At 49.9% G+C, this 22610-nt stretch carries 17 protein-coding genes; 11 read left to right on the top strand and 6 right to left on the bottom strand.

Translation table 11 applies throughout. The annotated features are described in order from the left end of the window. The first annotated feature begins 104 nt into the window (after positions 1 to 104). The 8 genes from Pan161_RS19345 (at position 105) to Pan161_RS19310 (ending at position 12849) form a co-directional block, all read left to right on the top strand. Positions 105 to 851: a hypothetical protein gene (locus tag Pan161_RS19345; RefSeq protein ID WP_145229938.1), complete on the top strand. Its 747-nt coding sequence runs from the start codon at positions 105 to 107 to the stop codon at positions 849 to 851. A gap of 62 nt (positions 852 to 913) precedes the next feature. After that, on the top strand, positions 914 to 1681 hold the full coding sequence (locus tag Pan161_RS19340; protein WP_145229936.1) for a hypothetical protein: 768 nt from the start codon (positions 914 to 916) through the stop codon (positions 1679 to 1681). Positions 1682 to 1846: 165 nt separating this feature from the next. Further along, entirely contained in the window at positions 1847 to 3367 is a 1521-nt protein-coding gene (locus Pan161_RS19335) for a hypothetical protein (RefSeq protein ID WP_145229934.1), read from the top strand. A gap of 28 nt (positions 3368 to 3395) precedes the next feature. Then, positions 3396 to 4634 (top strand): hypothetical protein, encoded by a 1239-nt coding sequence (locus tag Pan161_RS19330; protein ID WP_145229932.1) that lies wholly within the window; start codon positions 3396 to 3398, stop codon positions 4632 to 4634. Positions 4635 to 4928: 294 nt separating this feature from the next. Then, positions 4929 to 6083 (top strand): hypothetical protein, encoded by a 1155-nt coding sequence (locus Pan161_RS19325; protein WP_145229931.1) that lies wholly within the window; start codon positions 4929 to 4931, stop codon positions 6081 to 6083. 347 nt (positions 6084 to 6430) lie between these two features. Then, positions 6431 to 7924 carry an aldehyde dehydrogenase family protein gene (locus Pan161_RS19320; RefSeq protein WP_145229929.1) on the top strand — a complete coding sequence of 498 codons (1494 nt, stop codon included), beginning with the start codon at positions 6431 to 6433 and terminating at the stop codon, positions 7922 to 7924. A 318-nt stretch (positions 7925 to 8242) separates the two neighbouring features. Beyond that, positions 8243 to 11386: a DUF1553 domain-containing protein gene (locus Pan161_RS19315; protein ID WP_197995416.1), complete on the top strand. Its 3144-nt coding sequence runs from the start codon at positions 8243 to 8245 to the stop codon at positions 11384 to 11386. A 2-nt stretch (positions 11387 to 11388) separates the two neighbouring features. After that, positions 11389 to 12849 carry a DUF1501 domain-containing protein gene (locus tag Pan161_RS19310; protein ID WP_145229925.1) on the top strand — a complete coding sequence of 487 codons (1461 nt, stop codon included), beginning with the start codon at positions 11389 to 11391 and terminating at the stop codon, positions 12847 to 12849. A 44-nt stretch (positions 12850 to 12893) separates the two neighbouring features. Here Pan161_RS19310 and Pan161_RS19305 read toward each other — a convergent pair whose 3' ends face one another. The 3 genes from Pan161_RS19305 to Pan161_RS19295 all read right to left on the bottom strand — a co-directional run bounded on the left by Pan161_RS19305 (position 12894) and on the right by Pan161_RS19295 (position 15769). After that, on the bottom strand, positions 12894 to 13388 hold the full coding sequence (locus Pan161_RS19305) for a hypothetical protein (RefSeq protein WP_145229924.1): 495 nt from the start codon (positions 13386 to 13388) through the stop codon (positions 12894 to 12896). A 136-nt stretch (positions 13389 to 13524) separates the two neighbouring features. Continuing rightward, positions 13525 to 14541: a DUF1559 domain-containing protein gene (locus Pan161_RS19300; RefSeq protein WP_145229922.1), complete on the bottom strand. Its 1017-nt coding sequence runs from the start codon at positions 14539 to 14541 to the stop codon at positions 13525 to 13527. Positions 14542 to 14827: 286 nt separating this feature from the next. Continuing rightward, positions 14828 to 15769, bottom strand: a complete 942-nt coding sequence (locus Pan161_RS19295) for a hypothetical protein (protein WP_197995415.1) — start codon at positions 15767 to 15769, stop codon at positions 14828 to 14830. A gap of 330 nt (positions 15770 to 16099) precedes the next feature. Here Pan161_RS19295 and Pan161_RS19290 point away from each other — a divergent pair, with 330 nt between their 5' ends. Continuing rightward, the gene (locus tag Pan161_RS19290) at positions 16100 to 16672 is read left to right on the top strand and encodes a tetratricopeptide repeat protein (RefSeq protein WP_197995414.1); all 573 of its coding nucleotides are present in this window, start codon (positions 16100 to 16102) and stop codon (positions 16670 to 16672) included. 257 nt (positions 16673 to 16929) lie between these two features. Here Pan161_RS19290 and Pan161_RS19285 read toward each other — a convergent pair whose 3' ends face one another. After that, complete coding sequence (locus Pan161_RS19285) at positions 16930 to 17718, bottom strand: hypothetical protein (protein WP_145229916.1); 789 nt, start codon at positions 17716 to 17718, stop codon at positions 16930 to 16932. Between the two features lie 131 nt (positions 17719 to 17849). Next, complete coding sequence (locus Pan161_RS19280; RefSeq protein WP_145229914.1) at positions 17850 to 18344, bottom strand: hypothetical protein; 495 nt, start codon at positions 18342 to 18344, stop codon at positions 17850 to 17852. 488 nt (positions 18345 to 18832) lie between these two features. Here Pan161_RS19280 and Pan161_RS19275 point away from each other — a divergent pair, with 488 nt between their 5' ends. Next, positions 18833 to 20311, top strand: coding sequence for an amidohydrolase (locus Pan161_RS19275; RefSeq protein WP_145229911.1), 1479 nt, complete (start codon positions 18833 to 18835; stop codon positions 20309 to 20311). 11 nt (positions 20312 to 20322) lie between these two features. Here the strand turns inward: Pan161_RS19275 and Pan161_RS19270 are convergent, their stop codons facing one another. After that, positions 20323 to 21003 carry a protein-L-isoaspartate(D-aspartate) O-methyltransferase gene (locus tag Pan161_RS19270; RefSeq protein ID WP_145229909.1) on the bottom strand — a complete coding sequence of 227 codons (681 nt, stop codon included), beginning with the start codon at positions 21001 to 21003 and terminating at the stop codon, positions 20323 to 20325. Positions 21004 to 21183: 180 nt separating this feature from the next. On the opposite strand from Pan161_RS19270, the gene Pan161_RS19265 reads away from it, so the two are divergent. Further along, entirely contained in the window at positions 21184 to 22605 is a 1422-nt protein-coding gene (locus tag Pan161_RS19265) for a sulfatase (RefSeq protein WP_232103318.1), read from the top strand. Positions 22606 to 22610 lie beyond the last annotated feature (5 nt).

Raw genomic sequence — 22610 nt, 5'->3', positions numbered from 1 at the left:
GATATCTAGGCCGCACACCTCCAACGCAAATTAGTTTTTTGAGTTGGTTGTAACTGAAAATGAGTTATTTGATTCTTATTTCAATCAGAGAAACGGAAGTCTCGATGCGAAACCTGGTCACCCTCTTACTGTTGTTTTCATTGAGTAATGGCTGCAGTTCGATAAAGACAACTGCCTATGATCGTCTGGAAGATGACACGATCATTGCGAATCCGGATCAACATTTAAAAGGGATTCCGGTTTCTCTCAGAGTTCCTTCACATCTGGAATTGACAGTTGAGGAAAAAACATTCTGGCGCGTGGAAGGCTCGCAACTGATTCCTGTTTCTTCCTGCCGTGCTACCCGTACGATCTCACACGATATCAAGTACACCGAAAAAATATTTCTGGTGGATCCGGTCCGCCCGGTTGCAGGTCCTGCCACGACAGATCAAGGTACTACTGATGACAGCAGTTACTATGGATTTTCTTTCAAAGACGATGATTTGAGCGACGAGGAAATCAAAGCCGGGATCCAAAGAGGCTATGAACATAGTGGTAAGGGACAACTGACCGGCCTGAATTATCATATTGAAGATAAAACGATAGTAAGATCAGCACAATTACTGAAGTCATCCCTCAATATGATTAAAGCGTTCCGAACAAGTGCAAAGGCAAAACCGACTGCCTTTGGAGACAATACCGATAAGGTAACCGGCCTGGACGTACTACAGACGACACGCGTCATCGGCTGGTCTCGTTTCGACTTGAATTCCGAACATTTTGAAGAAGATGTGATGGGGTTCCTGAATACCTACGTCAATCAGAAAAGTTGTGACCCGGATTGTCCCGGGACTGCAGTCTGTAAGTAAAACTGCGCATGCAATTCTAGGATACATAATTAATATAAATCAATTCAGTGAAGGAGTCACGAATGCGTTTTGTTCTTGTTAGCTGTTTACTGATCTCGTTGATGCATGCAGGATGCACATCATTTAAAACAATGACGCTGGGTAGACTGGATAGTGATTCTCTATTTGTCGAATGTTTCGGTCACAAACAGAAAGGCGTTCCTGTCAAACTGAAGGTTCCGACGCATGTCGTCGTTTCCATCTATGAGCAACAGGTGCTGATTCGGGGCAATGATGGCGTTAAACTGCAGTCATTTTCTCCCCCCCAGTACGAGGTGGATTCCGTGCTCTCCTACACGGATAAAGTCTTTCTGGTCGATTTTGCCCGGCCGGCGGGTGGATCTTTAACCTTGGGTGCTGAGGGAAATAATGGAATTACGTTCGATAACGAACAATATTTCCAGACGATTCAGGCCGAAGTCAAAGAAGAGACCATGAAGCAGGTAGGCACTGCATTAGAGACACTCAAGGGGTCATTTACATCTACTGATAGTACCAGTGGTGTTGTCAAAACCGAGAATTTGACCTCTAATTTGAGTTTTGAACGATCGATCATCGCCTGTCAGCGATTTGATCTGGCCCGGCCTCACTGGGAAGATGAAGTAAACTGCTTTGTAGAAGAATACCTGGGAAAATGTGGCCGTTGTCCAGAAGATCCAAAGCCGGGAGTTCCGCCGGCGCCATGTCAGTGTAAAGACAAGGCGATGGGAGCTTTGATCGATGATAGCCAGAATTCTTTCGAGGAAAGTTTCCGTATGGCAGCACCACCGGCTCTGGAGCGTCTGGAGTAGTTTCCAGCTGAATGTGGCTGTTTGCCAAAATTCCCTGTGTTTCCTGTTTTGTGCTTGCTGCCTGGTTGTGTTGTTATGTATCGTATCTGTACGGACAGATTTTCCTGATTCTTGGTTTTAATCTGATCTGAAGTCAATCTGGTTTAGATGAGGTCAAGCAGAGCGATGAAAAAGAAAGCTACCCGAAAAACAGCAGCAGCGAAGAAGCAGACGCCCCCTAAAAAGCAGGCAGCAAAGAAGAAGGCGGTAAAGAAGAAAACCGCGAAGCAGGGGTCTAAGAAAAAAGCTCCAAAGAAAGCAGTAAAGAAAAAAGCAGCTCCCAAGAAAACTACTGCTAAGAAAGCTACCACTAAGAAGAGTGCTCCTAGAACGGCAGTCACAAAGAAAGCTGCGAAGAAGACCCCAAAGAAACAGGATGGTGCTGATCAGCACCCCCTGAAAGAAAAATCGACCGTCTTTGCCTCCAGTAAAACGAACGAGTGGCAGCCTTATCCTCTGTTGCGGATTGTTGAGGGAGACGAAGTTTTACAGGAGAAAGAAGCCCGTCGGGAGGAACTGAAAGCGCAATACAAGAAAGCGGAATTGGCGTACGAGTTACTCAACAAAGAATTAAAATTACAAAAGGCCCGTAGGAAGAATAATAAAGGGAAGTCTTTCACGAAGCAGGAAAAAGATTATGGAGATGTAACCGGGATGGAAATCGGTTTACGGACCAAATATGGTCTTTTGGTATCTCCACTACAATACGTGATCACAGTGAACGTTTCCCAGAAGAAGAGCAATGATGAGTTAAAGCAAAGAAAAATTGCACCTCTTCCCCCAGCTATCAATGGGACACCAATTAAGGTGCTGGAAGGGAAATTTGAGAAAGTGAAAGCGGCTGATCGTGCCATCTTGGCTACGGGCAGTAATCCAGGATACATTCCCGACTCTGGTGATGATGTCTTTGGCGGGCAGCCAATAGCAGGTAAGTTTCATCCAAATGAATTTGGAACATTGGGGTTCGTTATCGGAGGAGACGGGGAGCATCATTTAGGACTATCAAACGATCATGTGCTGAAATCGCTGAGAATAATTCGGGTTACTTCCACAGGACCAAAAGAGATTGGAAAAGTGGGGGATCAAGTGGCCGAACATCAAACTACCGATGGGGAGAGAAGATTTGTTGATGCAGGTTACATTGAACTAAATCTGCCTGATGATATTTCGTCCATCCCATTTGTAATCAAAGATCTCATTGAAGATACATCTAGTCTGAAATTCTACGTTGCAGACGAGATTGTTGATGATTCGGACTTAGATTATCCGGTTTACAAGTTTGGGGCCAGGACAGGAAGCTTGAAAGAAGGGAAACTCGCTTCCGTCAAAGCTCAGGTAGATATCGAGGAATTAGAGGATGATTTCCTGGGAGGCATTGATGAAACCAAAGAGGGGATTATCAAAATAAAAAATGAGTTTGTCTCCATTAACGCGGCTGGAGACAGTGGAGCTGCTGTGGTGATGAAACCCATAATTAACGGTAAACGCGCCTGGCTTGTAATCGGACTTATTTTTGCGCAATTAGTCGATAATGATAGAGTTGCATACGCCTGTCATATTTCGGAAGCGCTGAAATTGCTGAAGATCAGGGATAAAATTCCTGATCACATGTTGCTCTCCAGGTCCCAATGGAAAAATGTCAGGTGAATGATTCAGAAAGATACAGGGAAGTAGAATGAGACGAATCATCATTTTATTAATCGGGCTATTGTTGTATGGGCAGGGGTGTATATATGTGCCCTCGCAGCTTCCATTTTTTAAAGAACAGCAGGTTTCCCATAAGCAAAAGAAACCCACTGATCATAAGCTCGAGAAACAGCACAACAAGACTGATAAAAAACACTCGTTTCTGAAAGATCGAATTACCTTAGTCGGCTCTCAACTCTTCGAGAAAGATCAGCATAAGAGTAAAAAGCTTCACAAGAAAAAACAGACTGCACCTGCCACAGGCAGTGTCTCGACAGCGTATTTTGCTTTTGGTGTTGGTTTGGTTGAAATACCATGGCAGGGAACCACACTGTTGCCATTTTTAATCGAGAATGAACTCGGATATGCAGTGGCAACGACTCAGGAAATGATCCAAAAGGAAGCAAATACAAAAGCGAATAAAAAGGCAAGGGGTGATGCGAAGAGGGTGGCTAGGCAAGCTGTAGCAGAAGCAAATGCTAGAAATCCAAGAATAAGTGCTAAGGAAGAGCAAACAATAGCAGACAGAGTTGAAGCAGATGAGTTCCCCGGAATATATAAAGAATTACATGCACAAGAAATTGCGAAAAGAAAAGCAGAAGTTAAGGGGATACAAGATTTACATCCAGATGTTATTATCCTGCAGCGGGGATCCGTCGCTACGGTAATTCCACGCGCGATGCTGGGCTATCCGCAGATTGCCAACATGCCTGTAGTTCCGAATGATTCCATCATTACACTCGATATCAAAAAGCAAAAGTTAACTTTAAATAACGATAATACAGATACATACAACCTGTTGAGTAACAATGTCCCTAAGGGAAATCAACGATTTATCCTGAGAGGATTAACCAAGCAATCCGGTGTCGTTGGTACAAAAGAAGGGGCAGAGGAATTTAAGACCGTTCAACTTGTTTCTAAAAAATATTCTCAGGAGTTCGATCCGAATGTCCCGGCGGTAACGGTCGTTTATCGTTATTATCTTGGACAGTTATTTCGCATCATCATGCCTAATCAACATTACGGCGCTTTACAGAAACCCGAAGAGGCCAATGCCAATGCCAGTGCAGACAAAAAAGCAGCTGCAGATGAAGCACGGGAGAAGTGGAATATTTATTTTGATGATTTCAATGGCATGACCATCCGGAATGGTGACGTGATCGAATTCACGACCTTGGATTTGCTCGACCTGACTTCACCGGTGCATGCTGTGCCGGCTGTTCGATAGCGTCATTTCAATGTAGTGAATTCTTTCCTATGGGGACGATCGGTTTACAGAACTCAGACCGATCCTTCTCCATTGCTTCGGACTGTCTGTTACAGGTTTAACAATTACTTTCGTTCCGAAACAGGCATCTGGCTGATCTCCATTTGCTCTCAGATTTCAGTGCTCAACTTGCTGTTAAATTCTGGAAAATAGCGCAAATATAGAAGATATACTTGCGTTCTCTCTCCCTGTTACTCATGATGACAGGTGTTCTATGTGCACTTGGTGTGAGTTTCATTCTGAGAGGAAACGGTCATGCTGCAACACCCCCCCCCAATCCACAGGCTTTTGAAGTCTGTCGTCTGCCTTGTGTTCCTGGCTGGTTTTGGCTTTTTGAATCTAGCAGAAGTAATGGCACAGCCGGCTCCGAAGCCACCTGCTGTGCTGGATTTGTGTACCTGTACGAAGTGCGAAAATACTGATATTCCTGCTATAGGAAACATGCTTCAAGCAATCGTCACGAAACGTTTGGGTATTGTAATAAACAAAGATGAAGATTTATCAGAGCGAATCAATTCACTCAAAATCATTTCGCTGGTAGCTACTAAAAAAGAGTATAAGTCCGCTTACGGTCAGAGAACAGAAATTGTCCAGGAATTAAAAAATATCCTGAATGCCTGTTGTGAAGAACCTGAACTTAAAAATGAAATCGTGAAACAACTGCCACTGATTCTTACATATCCCTTACAGGAAAAACAAGACAAGAGCACGACAGTGGATGTGACAGTTACTGTAGAGAGAGAGCTGAATGGCGAATTGAAAGGTAAGCTGAAGGGGGAACTGAAAGATGAATTAAAAAGTAAACTGACGGGGGAGCTGAATGGTAAACTGAACAATGGGCTGAAAGGGAAACTGAAAATACCTGAGATTGGAGATGGGGAAATTGAGGGGAGTGCAGCTCCATCTATAGTAGCACATCAGGATGACTATCAAGATCTGATAGATTTGATGAATCAATATTTAAATGCTTCTCCCATTAGTTTCGATAAATCTTGGCAAGTAACCTCAGCACTCAGGTCTGGCTTGCTGGGGCTGCCGATTGCGAGAGTTGGCATTGAACCTCATCATCGGTGTGGCTACTGTGATATGACGAGTGCTTTGAATAAGATCGCCCTGAATTCTCGTCTGGATACTCAAGTACGGTTTAATGCCATGAATGCCCTGGTCGAAAAGGGTGATAGATTCAGGGGACTGAAGAAAGAGGGTAAACCAGAAGAGGGAAAAGTATTTGCTAAGTCTGATGATTTAAGATATTTCTGCTTCATTATTGTTAGACTAAACGAAATACTTCTCGATAAGAATACTAAAAAGAAGGATGCAAAAAAGTTGCCAGTCTGTATCAGAGATAAAGCCAACTATGACTTAATCAGGTTTCTGAAGTATGATCTGTCAGAAAAATCAGATGACTGAATATACTATTGCAATCATTTCATCTTTTGATATCTGCGCCACGATCACTGGTTGATGGAATCTTTCCCTTAATCTGACTTTGCCAGATTTGGTATCCCTACCTGTCCTGAAATAAAATTCTAGCCAGCTTGTTTCAGTTTCGAGGGCCAGTTCGCACTGTTCTCCCCAACTAATTTCCCGTTTAGCGTTTAAAATTCAATGTGATTGCGGTTATGATGAACCGAGGCGGCAGGAGGCTGTCGGGGATTTGTATACGCAAGATAGCGGCGTCGGTTTCAGTCTGTTCAGACAGGGAAAGCCGGGGGCCGAAGCAATCGATTCTATATCACATTGAACAGGAGCGCGCGATGTCAACAACTACTGCGAATGATCTGTATCCCGAAGTCCAGGCTTTTCTGGAAGGGGGCCCGCTCAGAGGGGTCGTCGGCGGAAAAGAGATCGAATCCACGGGGGGCGAGACGTTTGTCACGTCCGATCCGGGTTCGGGCAAACAACTGGCGGAAGTCTTCAGTTTTCAGGCCGCTGATGTGGATATGGCCGTTGATGTGGCGGACGCTGCATTTCGCAAAACCGGTTGGGCCAAGCTCCCCCAGAATGAACGAAGTGCTTTACTGCATCGTCTGGCGGATGCCGTCGAACAACAGAAGCATGTGATCGGCCAGCTGGAGTCACTGGACGCCGGCAAGATTGAAGGTCAGGCGCAAGGGGATGTGCAGAACTTTGTCGATACGATTCGTTACTTCGCAGATCTGGCACAACACGTCCAGCGACGGTCGGTTCTGGCGGTTAAGAATCATGAAGCCTGGACCGTGCGTCAACCTTACGGTGCGTGCGGTTTTATTTTCCCCTGGAACTTTCCCTTCCTGCTGATCGGTTGGGGAATTGCTCCCGCATTGGCTGCCGGTAATACCGTTGTCATCAAACCAGCCGAAGATACTCCCATGTCCGCCATTTATCTGGCGCGTCTGGCGAAAGAAGTCGGGATTCCCGATGGCGTGATCAACGTCGTGCCCGGTGATGGTGCCGTTGCCGGCGCTGCTCTGTCAGCCAATCCCAAACTGAAACGCATGTCGTTCACCGGTTCTCCTGAGGTCGGTCGCATGGTGGCGGAAGCCTGCGGTCGCAATCTGGTTCCTGTCAAACTGGAGCTGGGTGGAAAGGGAGCAGCTGTCGTCTTTAATGATGTCGACATTCCCGATACGGCTGAAAAACTGGTGAATGCGATTACCTTCCACACCGGTCAGGTCTGCTGTGATGCGACCCGCTGGCTGGTTCATAAAAACATCTACGATGAATTCGTGAATGAATGCGTGGGACGTCTGCAGAAAGTGCAAGTCGGATATCAGCTGGATGATGCTTCGCAGATGGGGCCGGTGGTCAACGCCAAACAGCATCAGCGTGTGCTTTCGTATCTGGAAAAAGGGCAGGCGGAAGGCGCGGAATGTGTGCTGGAAGGGGGCGCTGCTCAAGTTCCCGGTTACGAGGGTTATTATGTAAAACCCGCTCTGCTGGCAGGCACGCTGGATAACGTAGCGGCCCGGGAAGAGATTTTCGGACCGGTCGCATTCCTGGCACCCTTCGAAAACGAAGAGCAGGCGATCGAGATGACCAACAGCACCGATTACGGTCTGGCCAACAGTGTCTGGACGTCCGATCTGTCACGGGCGGCCCGCGTTGCCGAAGCGATGTGTGCAGGCAACAGCTGGATTAACGCCCATAATGTCTTCGCCCATGGTATCCCTTACGGCGGTATCAACAAGAGCGGAATGGGGGGCGGCGTGCTGTCTGTCGAAACGCTGTTTGATTACTGGCGGAGTCTGTCGGTTGTACGCCCTCTGTAAACCGGACCGCGTTTTTTACGCTGAAAACAATACAAAACCCGCAAGTGTTCTTTTACCTGAAACGCTTGCGGGTTTCTGTGTTTTTTAAGTCTGATTAAGTGGATTGCTCAAATCGGAGTAGCATTTCCAGTGAGTCAATTGAAAAGCGCCTCTCAGTCTGCATCGTACCTTGACAGGCCTTATTCAGAGACTTTAAGATTAATAATACGATCCGTTTGCTGGGACCCACCTGTTCTCCCGGACCATGATGGCATGTTCCGGTTCTTAAGAGACGCACCAGGATCGAATTCAGCTTAAAAAACACAGGGCATGATAAGTATGCGTACCCTTTCTCTACGACACTGGCTGCCTCTATTGGCCGTTGGTATCTCCTGCCTGACACTGTTTGCGAACGAAAAGCAGCCGACTCCTGAGGCAAAGGCCGAAGCGACGGTCGACTTCAGTCGGGACATTCGACCCATTCTGTCCAATAACTGTTTTTTCTGCCACGGTCCGGATGAAAAACATCGCGAAGCCGACTTGCGTCTGGATACGAGAGAGGGTGCTTTTGAATCCGTAATTGTTCCCGGTAATCTCAAAGAGAGTGCGCTGATTGAACGCATTCTGTCCGATGATCCCGACATGCAGATGCCGCCCGCGGAGTCAGGTAAAAAACTGAAGCCGGCGGAAATCGAGCTGTTGAAACAGTGGGTTGCGCAGGGCGCGACGTGGCAGGAACACTGGGCGTATATCAAACCGGAACGGGCTGCCTTACCGGAAGTGAAACAGAAAGACTGGCCGCAGAATGAGATCGACTATTTCGTACTCTCGCGTCTGGAAAAAGCGGGCTTGAAACCTGCGAAGCCCGCCGATAAACGAACTCTGGTGCGACGACTCTATCTGGATCTGCTGGGATTGCCTCCTTCGAAAGAGGAAGTAGAAGCGTTTGTGAAATCAGATGATCCCCGTGCTTACGAAAAACTGGTCGATCGTCTGCTGGAGACTCCTCAATATGCAGAGCGGATGACTCTCAAATGGCTGGACCTGGCCCGCTATGCTGATACGAACGGGTATTCGATTGACGGCGGTCGCCATATGTGGCTCTGGCGCGACTGGGTGATTGATGCCTTCCATAAAAATAAACCATTTAATGAATTTATCACCGAACAGATTGCCGGCGACCTGCTGCCCGAGGCCACGCCCTGGCAGAAAGTGGCGACCGGATTCAATCGCAATCACATGATTACCCATGAAGGGGGCACGATCCCCGAAGAGAATCTGGTGAACTACACCGTCGATCGGGTGAAGACGACTTCAGAAGTCTTCATGGGGCTGACAATGGGTTGTGCCCAGTGTCATGACCATAAATATGATCCGATTACGATGCAGGATTTCTATCAGTTCTTCGCGTATTTCAATCGTCTGGAAGATCGGGGACTGGATGGAAACAGCGGCGTCAACGCCGGTCCTAAACTCTCGGTAAAAACAGAACTTTCGTTTGCCAGCGAGGAATTAAAATCGCTGGATGCGGAATTGAAGCGATTGCAGGTGGAACTGGATCACCCGGATGAAGCTGCGATGCGTCACTGGGAAGTCGCGACACAACAGCAGTTGGCCGAACGCGGAAAAAATCTGAAATTGCATGAACTGGAGATCGTTAAGGTTTCCGATCCGAATACGCGGTCTGAATTTGAGACCAGCGAAGCAGGGCACATCCTTGCTCTGGCGGCCAGCGGGCGTTCGCCTTCGATCTCTTTGAAAGTCAAGCCGGGCGTTGATCAGCTGACAGGTCTGCGGATTGTATTTTATCCCAATGAAAAACTGCCTGAAGGAGGGATCGGGCATGGCAAGAAAGAGTCGTTTCCCGGTGGATTCATTCTGACGAGCCTGGCTGCTTCGGGAACGGCGATTCACTCGGATCAGCTTGACCTGTATTCCATCTTTAATATTGCAAAGATCACCGCCAGTGAGTCGCATCCCGATTATCCGGTACAGGACTGTCTGGATCCCCGCGATCATAACGGCTGGTCACCCGCGCCTCACAATCAGAGTCAGCAGCATTTGACGGTGACATTTGATAAGCCTTATGAAACGAAAGACTCAAAATATATCACCGTGATGCTGGTGTGGGGCGGCGGCAAATTTGGTGGTCGGCAGGCGTTGATGGCCGGTGACTACCAGGTCTTGGGGATATCAGGTGTCGATGACGGTTCGAATCTTCCGCCGGCAATTCAGACGATTCTGGCTGTTGATCCAGAAAAACGCGATGCAATGCAGCAGTCTGCACTCAAAGAATATTACAGTCAGATTGCTCCCGAGCTGGAAAATATACGGTATCAACTGGTGAATCTGCAGGAACGCCGCCAGATGTTGACCGATTCGTTTGAAACGATGGTCATGAATACGGCTGCGAAACCTCGCGAAACATTTATTCTCAATCGAGGTCAGTATGATCAGCCGACGGTGAAAGTCAGCACCGGGGTACCGGGATTTTTACCAGGTCTGCCTGAGCAGGCGCCTGCGAATCGCCTGGCATTAGCAGAATGGCTGACCTCTCGGGAAAATCCGTTGACGACGCGGGTGGCGGTAAACCGGTTCTGGGAGATGCTGTTCGGCCAGGGTATTGTCTCGACGACGGCTGACTTCGGATCGCAGGGAGATCCTCCCACACACCCCCAGTTACTGAACTGGCTGGCGGTTGAATTTTATGAGCAGGGCTGGGATGTGAAACACATTATGCGAAAAATTCTGTTGTCGGCGACTTATCAGCAGTCATCGACGGGAACACCGGAGCTCTGGAAAGAAGATCCGCAGAACCGTCTGCTGGCTCGCGGTGCCCGGTTCCGGCTGCAGGCTGAAGCGATTCGAGATGCGACATTGAAAGTTTCAGGTCTGCTTGTCGAGCGGGTGGGGGGAGCGAGTGTGAACCCGTATCAGCCTGAAGGTTTGTGGCGGGAAGTGAGTCATTACGGCAGTTCCCCGGCGACGGCGCAGGTCTTCGTACAGGATCATGGCGAGAAGCTGTACCGTCGCAGTATGTATACCTACTGGAAACGGACAGTGCCACCACCCAACATGCAGACCTTTGATGCGCCGAATCGCGAAGTCTGCCTGGTGAGTCGCGCACGCACCAATACGCCTCTGCAGTCACTGGTATTACTGAATGACGTACAATTTGTGGAAGCCTCTCGTAATTATGCAGAACGCATTATGAAGGAAGGGGGCGAAGGGATTGAGTCACGCATCCGCTTTGCCTTTGAAGAAGCTTTAGGACGACCACCTGCAGAGTGGGAACTGAAAACGGTCCAAGCCGCCTACCAGCGTGAGTTGAAGAATTACCAGGCAGATGAGCGTGCGGCTGTGGCGCTGTTGAACCAGGGGGAATCAGACCGGAATCCTGGTCTGCCGACTGCGGAAGCAGCCGCCTGGACTGCGGTGGCCAGCATGATTTTTAATACTTACGAATTTATCACACGGGGATAAACATGGATCCGGTTTTTGAATATGAACGCAATGTAACCCGTCGTACGCTGCTCGGTCGCTCGGCACGTGGCATCGGTGGTGCGGCGCTGGCGAGCCTGCTGCAGCCGGAGCTGTTCAATGGGAGTGCGCAGGCAGAGACAACGATCCCCGAGGGGGTGAAGAAGATTGCGCCCAAAGCGAAGCGGATTATCTATCTGTTTCAGTCGGGGGGGCCTTCACACGTCGATCTGTTCGATTATAAGCCTGTCTTGAAGAAACTGCATGGATCGGATCTGCCTGATTCTGTGAAGGGCACACAGCGAGTGACCGGGATGACGGCGCGGCAGAAATCGTTTCCGGTCGTGGCACCCTTCTGGGAAATGAAGCAGTGCGGTCAGCATCAGACCTGGATCAGCGAGAAACTGCCTTTTACACAGACGATTGCCGATGACATTACGATTGTGAAGTCGGTGCATACAGAAGCGATCAATCACGATCCGGCGATTACGTTTATTAATACGGGGTCGCAGCAGATCGGGTATGCCAGCCTGGGTTCGTGGCTGAGTTATGGACTGGGTAGTGAAAACGAAAATATGCCCGCCTATATGGTAATGCTGTCGCAGGGTACCGGCAAAAACCCCGGTCAGCCTCTATTTGACCGACTGTGGGGATCCGGTTTTCTGCCTCCCAGTCACCAGGGAGTCAAACTGCGGCCCGGTTCAAGTCCGGTATTGTACCTGTCAAATCCTGCGGGCATTGATCGCAAACAGCGACGGAAACTGTTAGACGATCTGGCCACGCTGAACCGGGGACAGGCGGAAGCGATTGGCGATCCGGAAATTCAGGCGCGGATCAATTCGTATGAGATGGCTTACCGGATGCAGACTTCGGTGCCCGGACTGATGGATCTTTCGAGCGAGACCGAAAAGACATTTGAAATGTATGGCCCCGAAGCGCGTAAGCCGGGCAGCTTCGCTGCGAATTGTCTGCTGGCCCGGCGGATGACCGAACGAGGCGTGCGATTCGTGCAGTTGTTTCATCGCGGCTGGGATCAGCACGTTTCACTGAAGAGCCAGTTGCCGAACCAGTGCCTGGACGTGGATCAACCTTCAGCGGCTCTGGTCAAAGATCTGAAGCAGCGAGGTCTGTTGGATGAGACACTGGTGATCTGGGGAGGCGAATTCGGACGCACCGTTTACAGCCAGGGCAAGATTGGGAGCCCGAGTTCGGGCCGCGACCATCACGGCCGCTGTTTCTCAATCTGGATGGCTGGCGGCGGAATTAAACAGGGGTTTGAATACGGCAAAACGGATGACTTCTGTTACAACATTGTCGAGAACCCGGTTCACATCCGCGATATGAACGCGACGATTCTGCACTGCATGGGCATAGATCATCGGCGACTGACCTACCCTTATCGCGGTCTGGATGCCAAACTGACGGGCGTCGAAGAGGCTCACGTGGTTAAGGGGATTCTGAGCTGATCGCTGTTTTGGTCACCAGGGTTAGGGGACTTGAACCGCAATGATTACATGCGCTTGAGTTCGATTTTCAATGACTCGTTGTTCCCGTTCGGATCGATTTGTACTTTGACCGGTGATTTGGTTGCATCTGAATAGACGGGCGGGATGATGTCTTCTTTTTCCACAATTTGAATCGGCTCTGTGACTTTTGTCCCTTCCGCTTGTCCGTCAACGGGCATGGATTCGGTATCCGGTTCCTGTGAAGTGGACTGGTAAATTGTAACCCGGAATTCACCGGCGGCGGAACCATCTCCTTCGCCGTACGTAGACATCACGAATGAACCGTCTTCATTAATGGTCCCGCCAGCGGCCTTGCCTTTTTGAGGGGAAAGCGGGACAAATGAAATGGCCCCGCCTCCGGCCATCGGCTTTCCATCATAGAGCACTACGCCACTTGTGGGAAAAACGGGTACATTACCGTCGTTACCGCAGCCAGTCAGGGTGGAAGCAAGACTGAGCAGCAGACAAATCTGGATGAAGTGAGGATTCTGGAATATCATGATATTGCTTCATGCTGAATCGGATTCAAACTGAGTTCACGATAAGAATGACTCAGTAGAAACTGAAAAGGTAAACAGGCAGTATTGAATGGTCCTGTTTTCAATACTGCCTTAAGAAGACGATGGAAAAATCCCTTTAAAAGTTTTCGATGACTTCCCGTCCGCCACGTGTGCTCAACGCCTGCCAGAGTGTCATGTCGATATTATCTGAGAAAAATCTTACCGAACCATCGGCCATGGCTCCCTGAACTCCACCGGCATGATAGCTGCGTGCAGCGGAATACATTTCGGTATAAGGTGACCCGATCTGGATACAGGGCATTCCTTCATCGGGGTAACTGCGACAGCCCCAGATTCCGTCCGGAGTGGTGCTGTTAGGGCCGGTCTGAGTGCTGAAAATATTCGCACCCATCACTCCGTATGGCCAGGTACCTCGAGTATCCTGGCTGGAAGGGCCGGAGGAACTTTGCAGTCGAAACTTCAGTTCGCTTAAAGCCAGAGTGTTGGTAGTACCGTCTTTAATATCTCGGATGGAGATACTGGAATTATTCCCGAAGATGCCACCAATTTTAGCATCATTGGTATGCACACGCCCATATCCGGCTTTCCCGTAGTTGGCCGCATAATTTCCCCGGCCCAGATGTTCCAGACCGGTTCCGTTGCCAAACTGTTCTCGATTCACCGGATGTGATGGACACAACATGGCGTTGTAAGGTTTACTGCCGACCTCCATGCCCTGTGAGGTATAGGTTCCATTACCCAGCCAGTCCTGTACTTCGTTGCGTTCATTGGCGATGGTCATGAAATCGTCGAACATGGCAGACTGCTCAAGATTAGCCAGGATCATCAGGATCCAGGAACCTCCGATGGCGACAGCCCCTGATCCATGGGCTCCGTTTGGGTTATCGCCGGCACCGTTTGCACTACCGGGGGGGAAAACATCATAGGTCGAATGGTAGTTTTGTAATGCGAGTGCGAGTTGCTTTAGATTATTTTTGCAGGATGACCGTCGGGCGGCTTCCCGTGCCTGCTGAACTGCCGGAAGCAGCAAAGCGACAAGGATCGCGATAATGGCAATGACGACCAATAATTCGATCAAGGTAAATGCATGACGGGGAGACCGGGCAAAGCAGCAGCAGGGATCTTTTCGCATCGTGTGTTCCTTGTTCATTAGAACCGTGTATGAGAAAAAAAACGAAAACGAGTGATCGCTTTTTTAAAAATGAAGCGGTTCTGCAAAGTGTGAGGATAATGTCGATACGCTATCCACCGATCGTCAGGTGTTCAATGGCAGTCCGCCCGACTTGCAGTAAATTCATTGATTGATCACCTGATGTTAACCTTGGGTTCATCAGACTGATCTCTCACTTATAGAGTTGGGAAGAACTAGGGGAAGAAAAAGAGAGAGGGATAAACTGGACTTAGAGTTCCGTTTCAGGTCAGCCATTCTTTTTATAAAACGGTAATATTTCTTCCAGCTTCTGCAGGGCTTCCGGGCTGGCATTGTCGCCGGCCCCGATAAATTCAATGGCTTTGAGCGGTTTGAGGTATTTCAGACCCCGATCGCTGACTCTGCTGCCCACAAAGCAAATGCAATACAGTTTCTTTAAATTCTGAACTTCTTGAAATCCTCGATCGGAAACATCGGTGCCATTTAAAATGAGCTTCTCCATATTTGTCATTTTTCCGATATGAATCATTGCTGGATCAGAGACGTGGGTGTCGTTGGCGTGCAAGGTCTTGAGGTGCGGGAGGTCTGTCAGTGAACTCAGACCTGAGCCAGTGACTTGAGTGCGGGAAATGTTTAACCATTGCAGTTGTTTCAATTTTCCGATCTGTGAAAGTCCGGCATCGGTCAGATCACTGCTTCCCACGCCGAGTGATTCCAGATGCGGCCATGTTTCAATGAACCGTGCGACGGCCTGATCGTCGAGGCGGGGTTGGACATCAGGCACATGGAGTTGTTTCAGATTTCGTGATGAGCTGAGTTGGAGAATGCCTTCCAGAGTGACGTGACAGCCTCCCAGATTCAGTAACTGCAGGTTTGGTAATTCCCCAAGTTTCCGTAGTTTTTCGTCGGTGATATCTGATCCGAACAGGATCAGTTCCTGCAGATTAGGTTTGCCGTTCAATTCGTCCAGAAGATCATCGCCGATTTCAGACCAGGTCAGATCGATGCAGATGGGCTCTGTGGTTTGTGTAATTTTCTGAAGTTTGTCTTCCCGCTTCCAATAAGAATTTTCAGCCAGGTCAATGCGCATGATCCGGGGGGTAGCAGGTTGAGAGCTCTTGGGAGTTACCGGTGTGGAGGATTTTGTCTGCCGGGGGGCTGGTTTTTGCCGGCTACAGGAAGTCAGGCTTAACAGACAGAAACAGATCATCCAGCAACAACGGAGGTTGCGACAACCGATAATGAACTGGGGTGTTGGTTGTGGCTGGAGACACATGGGAAAACTTCGATCTGTTGTATTTCCTGTGAATGAGTCAGTTTGTTCAGACTGATTGTCGTCGATCTGTTGGCCGGATTCCAGCCGGAAAGTGACCAGAATATGAACCGTCTTGCAGGAAGAGGGGGTTGTGGTCTACATTACGCGCGGAGGGGGTTACTGCTGCCTGATGCCGGCCGGACATGGAGATGCTGTAACATATTGCTGATAAAAGGTTTGTGTGCATGCTGTCTGGTTAGAACGGTCGAACAAGGATGTTCTGTGATGCTGAAACTGTCTTTCCGCCTGCTCGCGTGTGGTGTGCTACTGTTGTGCGGTCTCGCTGCCTGTATTCCGGTTCCGATGACCAAGCCGGAGCTCTATCGCCCGCTGGCTGACTTTACGCCGCAGGACGGTGTCTATGAATTTGAGACAAAGCAGGCGACATTCAATGTGGCCCTGGACGATAATCCCAACGATGCGAATGTGCGATTTGCCCGGGCACTGCTTTACATGGGCGTGGGGCGGTATGCTTCTGCCGAGGATGATCTGACGGCGGCGATTAAGGTGGCGGAGAAGGAGCGCGGCTATGATTCCGAGCGGCTGGCTTCGATCTACGTGCACCGGGGGCTGATCCGCTGGAGTGATGAAAAAGCGGAGCTGGCGATCGAGGACTATTCCCGGGCGATTGAACTGGACCCTGCCAACTGGGAAGGTTACTTCCACCGCTGGCTGGCTTACCATTTTCAGGGCGAGGAAGAGAAGGCAGAGCGAGATCGCAAGCAGGGAATGAAACTTGAGCCGGAAGTGTTCAGCCGCGAATATGTGCTGCGGTATGACGGCATTGTGCTGAATTAGGCAACCACCAAACGCTCGAAATGGATCTACCACGAAAAATACGAAATTCACGAAAAGTGGTCGTGGTGCGATGCTGGTATGCGGTAAGACAGGGCTTTCTGAATCGCATACTTGGGCTGTCAGTTTCGTGCTCGCTGCGCTCGGCTCGAATTACATTCGGGCCTACCCCAACTTCTGCTGCGATTCGGGTAGGTAATGGCCTCCCGTTAACAGCTTGAAACTGGTTTGAATATAGCCAGGCAGTTTGGATTATTGTCTCAGTTGATTTGCCTGAGTTTCTTCCATGCTTTGCGGTGGATGACGTATTCGGTGATGCCCTGGTTGGTGACTTCAAGAAGCCGTTTGCCGTTTCTCATATCGTAATACTGTTTATAGTCATCATCGTAGAGGATCAGAGCCTTCAGCGGGCCTTTGGGGGTCAGCGGGGAATCGACGGGCTTGCCTGTTTTAATTTCCGCTTCAGGCAGTTGAACATTCAGGGGCGGGACATTTTTCCCCTGTTCCTGAGAATGATTGAGCGCAGCGGGGGTTTTGACGAAGGCACAATATGAACCAGCGTTGACGAATTTTTTCATTTCCTCGCGCCAGTTTTCATTATACTTGATGGCAATTTTCCAACGCTGCCAGTCGTGGTCTTCATTGTAAAAGAAAATGCTCAGGCTGTTGATCTCATTGAAATTCTCCAGATTCGGGAGCCCCTGTTTTGTTCCGGGGTTCTTGACGATTTTTTTGGGAATGAGTCTGATCGGCTGTCTCTGACGAATATAAGAGTAGGCTTTCCGGATATTCTGTGCCAGTTCTGAATTCTGTTTGTCCAGCTTGAGTTGAGAATAGCCGGCGTAACCACAGAAGGCGTATTCGCAGATATAGTTATAGTTAAATACAGGTTCGGGGTTCTGCTCCTGTTCTTTCAGATTTTTCAGAAAGAGTTTTGAGGGAAAGAAAGCATCGCCCGGAAGGAAATAGTCATTCGTGGCGGCTGCAGGTGAAGTCCGTGTCAGCAGGCTGAGAGAGAGCACCAGGCAGATGAGAGGCATTGTGCGCATGGAAAGAACTTTCTTTCTGAACCGAGTAGACGGGAGACATGGTTGCCTGGTTTAATCTTGCCGACTCCTGATCTTGGATGCAAGAAGAATCTGTGAGACTCATCTGAACCAATTGTTATCGTGCTCATTTTTCATGTATTGTCCCTGGTGCGTCTGGGGTATGATTCCCCTCTACTTCGGTAATAATCTTTGAGTACCACTTCTCGTGTGGCGTTGAGTTCTTCGTCTGACATATTCTGGATTTTTTCCGGAGTCAGGTTGTGTGTCCAGCGTCTCACACGGCTCTGGGAGGTGCCGCCCAGTCCGAGAAGTTTATCCATGCGTTCGCGGCAGCGGATCTGTTCGCGTTCGGAAAGATTCCCATACTGGAGTTTATACAGATAATACTGGTATGACTGGGCAAGCAGCTGTTCAAAGGGGATGGTCAGGCTCTCGACCATTTCCCGGCGGGCACGGGTAATATAGCGTTCGACTGAACGGGGAGAGATCTGATACTCTTTGCTGATGGCCCGTTTGATATCAGACGGGTGTCTGTGCAGGCCGAGTAACATTTTGACCGCCTCGAGCAGTTGATGACGCCGTTCGCTGGAAAGACGTTTTCTGGCTTTAGGGGGAGTTGTCGTCATGTTTTTGTCTCCGATCTCAAACAGGAATTACAGACGGTGTGAAGTAGAAGATCATGCAGGTCGGCACGGGCAGGTCAACAGCAGTTATCGGTTCTGCGCCGGATTGACGCGGGACTGGTGGAGTCAAGGGGCAAAAGTGGTATCAGACTGCAGAAAACGTGCAGAAAGCGGGACCGATAAGCGATGAAAGGATCTGCAGTCATGCGACAGATACAGGTGATTTTCAAGTGGATAAAGCCGAGAATTCAGTTATCAGATTTCTCCTGGTTCAGGCTGTGCACTGCGATGAAAAACGTGCTATGCGCGCGACGCATAGCTGGAAAGTTTCTGTGGCTGCGCGACGGAGTCAAGTCAACTTCTTTCAGTGGTTCCCGATGAACTGTTTAAAAAGAAACTGAACAGGGAAAAGAGATGACAACCTGCGCAGGCTTTGGTAGTCTGAACTGATCCATTCTCAATAATGCATTCCGATATCGGAGAGAAAGAACATGATGCGAGCGAACTTTGTGAGATCTGTCGGGTGTGTGCTGAGTGTGTTTCTGCTGGTCAGCCTGGTTCAGGCAGAAGAGAAAGCGGCCGAGAAGCTGAGTGCACCTCAACAGACGGCTGTGGATGAGATCATGCAGCGGGCGGAAGATCTGAAAGCGGTGAATCAGTCGATCTGGAATTACGCTGAGGTTGGCCTGCAGGAAAATCAGTCCGCTCAACTGCTGATTGAGAAACTGAAGCAGGACGGGTTTACTGTGAAGAGCGGTGTGGCAGATATGCCGACCGCATTTGTGGCGAGTTATGGAAGCGGAAAACCCGTGATCGGGATTCTGGCGGAATATGATGCGTTGCCCGGGCTCTCTCAGAAGACCGTTCCTTTTCGTGAATCGCAGACAGAGGGGGGCGCGGGTCACGCCTGTGGTCACAGTGGATTAGGGACAGCGGCTCTGGGCGCAGCGCTGGCAGTGAAGGAGACGATTGACAAGCATCAGTTGAAGGGAACCGTGCGTCTGTATGGCACGCCGGCAGAGGAGACGGGACTTGGAAAAGTATACATGTTGCTGGACGGGCAGTTTAAGGATCTGGATATCTGTCTGCACTGGCATCCTTCGAACAACACCAATGTGCATCTGGGAAGTTCAAAGGCGCTGGTGTCGGTGAAGTTCACTTTTACCGGTCTGCCGGCGCATGCTTCGGTCAGTCCCGAGAGTGGCGTGAGTGCGCTGGATGCCGTGGAGCTGATGAATACCGGTGTGAATTATATGCGTGAGCATGTGAAAGAAGACGCGCGGATGCATTACGTGATTATCGATGGCGGTGGTCAGCCGAATGTGGTGCCGGCGAAAGCGACCGTCTGGTATTATGTGCGGGCGAATACACATGAGGATCTGGAACGTAATTATAAATGGGTCGTGGATATTGCCAAAGGCGCGGCGTTGATGACGCGGACGAAACTGGCGGTGCAGGTTGATACGGATAACCACGAGTTGATTCCGAATACCCCCTTGTCGGAAGTGATTCACGGAAATTTGATGACGATTGGCCCGCCTGAATTTTCTGAAGAAGAGAAAGCGTTTGCCCGCCGGATTCAGCAGCCTTTGATTGAAGAATTCGGTCAACAGTTTCCAGTGGCGATTGACAGTCGGGTGCATACATTGCTCGAATCGAAGACATCTTCTAAAGGATCTACTGATGTAGGGGATATCAGCTGGCATATTCCGACGGGGGGATTGCGGACGACCTGTTTTGCAGCGGGGAACCCTGGTCACAGCTGGCAGAATGTGGCCTGTATCGGTTCTTCGATCGGTGAGAAGGGAATTCTTTATGCGGCTCAGGCGCTGGCAGCAACGACAGTTGAGTTGATGGAGAACCCCGAAATAGTGACGGAAGCCAAGGCGGATTTTGACCAGCGAATGAAAGACCGTAAATATATTACGTTGATTCCGAAGGGGCAGAAGCCGCCCGTTAAAATCCGGTAGTGAGTCGCCGATTATTCAGGACGGTGGCCGAATTTACCGATCAACGGAACGAAGACGAAGGCTCCCAGGACTTCCTCTAAGAGTTTTCCGTTGCGGAGTGTGAAACGGTACATGCGCTGTCCGGTTGAATCGGAGCCGAGGGGGATGATGATTCTACCCTTCTCGTTAAGCTGCTCCTGATAGGGTTCGGGCAGTTGCTCTGCTGCGGCGGTGACGATGATGGCATCGAAGGGGGCCGCCTGGGGCAGGCCGAGAGTACCATCATCGGTGTAGACGTGGACATTGTCATACCCGAGTCGCTGCAGTCGCTCGGTGGCCTGGATGGCGAGTTCGGGAATACGCTCTACGGTATGGACTTCACGTGCGAGGTGTGAGAGGACGGCGGCGCCGTACCCTGAGCCCGTACCGATTTCGAGGACGGTTTCCGTCCCGGTCAGTTGCGCTGCTGCACACATGAAGGCGACGGTGTAGGGCTGCGAGATTGTCTGGTGACAGTCGATGGGGAGCGCGGAATCATTGTAGGCAAAACGCTGTGATTCGGGGGAAACGAAGTACTCACGGGGCACGCGTCCGATGGCATCCAGCACGCGGGGATCAGCGATATCCCTCTGGCGAAGCTGCTCCTCGATCATCGTCTGTCTGGCAGTAACGAAGTTGTTATCGCTCTGAACGAATTCGGAATCACTGCTCATGAGAGTACGCTTCCGGAAAAAGTGATCTGCAGTTCTAAGGAAAATAGTGTTCCAGTCTGTTATAATTATATTGTGTCAAGTTGAGATCGTTTCGTACATCCTTTTTGGAGATGTTATTCAATAATGTGGATTCGTATCACTGTCTGCTGTCTTGTTTTTGTTGCATGTTCGCTGGTGGAGGTGAGCAGGATTTCTGCCACGGAATCTCCCGGGAAGTCGCAGCCGAATGTGCTGTTGATTGCCATTGATGATTTACGGACGGAACTGGGGTGCTACGGTCTGCCTTATGTGCAGAGTCCGTCGCTGGATCAACTGGCGTCGGAAGGAGTCCTGTTTACGAATCATTTTGTGCAGGTTCCGACTTGCGGTGCTTCCCGCTATGCGTTGCTGACGGGGCGGAGTCCTCAGAATTCAGGAGTGACGCGCAATAACAAGGCATTTTACCAGGGGGCCTCTGCCTTGTCTGCGAAACAGACAGCCGGGGCGCAGACGATGCCGGAACTGTTTCGACGGAGTGGTTACCGGACAACATGTATCGGAAAGATCTCGCATACGGCGGACGGTCGCGTATTCGAATATAACGGGAAAGGAGATGGTCGCGACGAACTGCCTCATGCGTGGGATGAACTGGCGACGCCCTTTGGTTCCTGGAAGCGGGGGTGGGGAATCTTTTTTGCGTATGCGAATGGACGCAGTCGGGAAGATGGCAGCGGAATCCGGGACCTGATGGAATTCAAAGTCGAACGGGATGAAGAGTTGCCCGATGGTCTGCTGGCGAAACAGGCGATTGAGAAACTGCGAGAATACAAACAGGGCGACAACCCCTTTTTCCTGGGACTGGGATTCTTCAAACCGCATTTACCATTCGTTGCGCCCAGACAGGACTGGGAGGCATTTGAGAGTGTAGACATTCCGCCGGCCCCTCACCCGGAGAAACCGGAGTCGGCGTACTGGCATAAAAGTGGCGAGTTTTACAATTATGATATGGAGTCTGAGAAAACGCGACCTCTGGCGCGCGCGGCTCGGGAAAATGTGCGACGGGGATATCTGGCGTGTGTACGCTATACCGATCGACAGGTGGGAAAAGTCTTAACGGCTTTGGATGAGTTGGGGCTGCGCGAGAATACGATCGTTGTTGTGTGGGGCGATCATGGCTGGTTCTTGGGAGATTCCGCGTTGTGGGCCAAACATGCGCCATTGGAACGGGCGTTGAAGAGTACGTTAATGATCCGCGCGCCCGGCGTATCGAAAGCAGGCTTGAAGTCGGCGGCTCTGGTGGAGACTGTGGATATCTATCCGACGCTGATTGATTTGTGTCAACCTGCATTTCGCAAGACAGAGTATCCTCTGGATGGAAAGAGTCTGAAACCGATTTTGACCGGAGAAAAGACGGAGATTCGCCAAGCGGCGCTCAGTTACTGGAACGAAGCAGTGAGTGTGCGCACACAGCAGTATCGAATGACGGCGAGCATGAAACAGGAGAAGCCAACCAAAGTGGAGCTGTATGATATTTCAATATCACCAGACCCGGTTGAGAATCTGGCACAGTCGAAGCCGAAGGTCGTGGAAAAGTTAAGTAAGTTTCTTCCCAGACAGAAGTGAGTGCA

It is taken from the genome of Gimesia algae (assembly GCF_007746795.1).
Classification (GTDB): domain Bacteria; phylum Planctomycetota; class Planctomycetia; order Planctomycetales; family Planctomycetaceae; genus Gimesia; species Gimesia algae.
This window is presented reverse-complemented; position numbering and strand designations above follow the sequence as displayed.

Coding starts and splice junctions, on each gene's coding strand:
- Pan161_RS19345 (WP_145229938.1), top strand. CDS start 105: ATGCGAAACCTGGTCACCCTCTTACTGTTGTTTTCATTGAGTAATGGC.
- Pan161_RS19340 (WP_145229936.1), top strand. CDS start 914: ATGCGTTTTGTTCTTGTTAGCTGTTTACTGATCTCGTTGATGCATGCA.
- Pan161_RS19335 (WP_145229934.1), top strand. CDS start 1,847: ATGAAAAAGAAAGCTACCCGAAAAACAGCAGCAGCGAAGAAGCAGACG.
- Pan161_RS19330 (WP_145229932.1), top strand. CDS start 3,396: ATGAGACGAATCATCATTTTATTAATCGGGCTATTGTTGTATGGGCAG.
- Pan161_RS19325 (WP_145229931.1), top strand. CDS start 4,929: ATGCTGCAACACCCCCCCCCAATCCACAGGCTTTTGAAGTCTGTCGTC.
- Pan161_RS19320 (WP_145229929.1), top strand. CDS start 6,431: ATGTCAACAACTACTGCGAATGATCTGTATCCCGAAGTCCAGGCTTTT.
- Pan161_RS19315 (WP_197995416.1), top strand. CDS start 8,243: ATGCGTACCCTTTCTCTACGACACTGGCTGCCTCTATTGGCCGTTGGT.
- Pan161_RS19310 (WP_145229925.1), top strand. CDS start 11,389: ATGGATCCGGTTTTTGAATATGAACGCAATGTAACCCGTCGTACGCTG.
- Pan161_RS19305 (WP_145229924.1), bottom strand. CDS start 13,388: ATGATATTCCAGAATCCTCACTTCATCCAGATTTGTCTGCTGCTCAGT.
- Pan161_RS19300 (WP_145229922.1), bottom strand. CDS start 14,541: ATGCGAAAAGATCCCTGCTGCTGCTTTGCCCGGTCTCCCCGTCATGCA.
- Pan161_RS19295 (WP_197995415.1), bottom strand. CDS start 15,769: ATGATCTGTTTCTGTCTGTTAAGCCTGACTTCCTGTAGCCGGCAAAAA.
- Pan161_RS19290 (WP_197995414.1), top strand. CDS start 16,100: ATGCTGAAACTGTCTTTCCGCCTGCTCGCGTGTGGTGTGCTACTGTTG.
- Pan161_RS19285 (WP_145229916.1), bottom strand. CDS start 17,718: ATGCGCACAATGCCTCTCATCTGCCTGGTGCTCTCTCTCAGCCTGCTG.
- Pan161_RS19280 (WP_145229914.1), bottom strand. CDS start 18,344: ATGACGACAACTCCCCCTAAAGCCAGAAAACGTCTTTCCAGCGAACGG.
- Pan161_RS19275 (WP_145229911.1), top strand. CDS start 18,833: ATGATGCGAGCGAACTTTGTGAGATCTGTCGGGTGTGTGCTGAGTGTG.
- Pan161_RS19270 (WP_145229909.1), bottom strand. CDS start 21,003: ATGAGCAGTGATTCCGAATTCGTTCAGAGCGATAACAACTTCGTTACT.